The sequence below is a fragment of the Frigoribacterium sp. CFBP 13707 genome (assembly GCF_014842245.1).
Classification (GTDB): Bacteria; Actinomycetota; Actinomycetes; order Actinomycetales; family Microbacteriaceae; genus Frigoribacterium; species Frigoribacterium endophyticum.
The window spans coordinates 1-466 of the sequence record NZ_JACYVL010000038.1 but is presented as its reverse complement, the minus strand read 5'-3'; the positions used below and the strand labels follow the sequence as shown (position 1 = coordinate 466).

At 65.7% G+C, this 466-nt stretch carries 1 protein-coding gene; it reads right to left on the bottom strand.

What is annotated here, in order from left to right:
• Positions 1–86 precede the first annotated feature (86 nt).
• Positions 87–466: GH25 family lysozyme (locus IFT45_RS16670; RefSeq protein ID WP_305798224.1), on the bottom strand; the 380-nt coding region annotated here is incomplete at its 5' end.

Genomic DNA, 466 nt, shown 5'->3' with positions numbered 1-466 from the left:
ACCACGGACGAGGCGACGAGCAGGTAGGCACAGCGTCCCGATAGGGGATCCGGCTGCGGGCATCAGGGCGGCCGCGACAGTGGGGGTCAGGGCAGCAGCAATGACTCCAGTTCTTCGCGGTTGCCTCGGAAGGCGTTCATATCGATGAACTCTTCATCACCGTCGTAACCCTCGAGCTGCTCGCGTGCCGACCATTGCCAGAAAGTCCAGTCGCGGTCGTCGGTGAGATGCGGTGAGGTGGCGACTGAGCGGAACCAGATGGGGTTGTCGGGGTAGCTCCCGGCGAGGTATCGCTCGTACCAGTCGCGGGTCGCGTAGAGCACGGCCGGTCGGCCGTATTGCTGTTCAATGGCGAGCAGGAGCGGGTCGAGCACCTCCCTGACTGTGGCTGCCGGGGGAGGGGTGTCGCAGTACGTGGCGTAGCACTCGACGTCGACCACGACTGGCAGGTCGCCTCGGTGCCGGG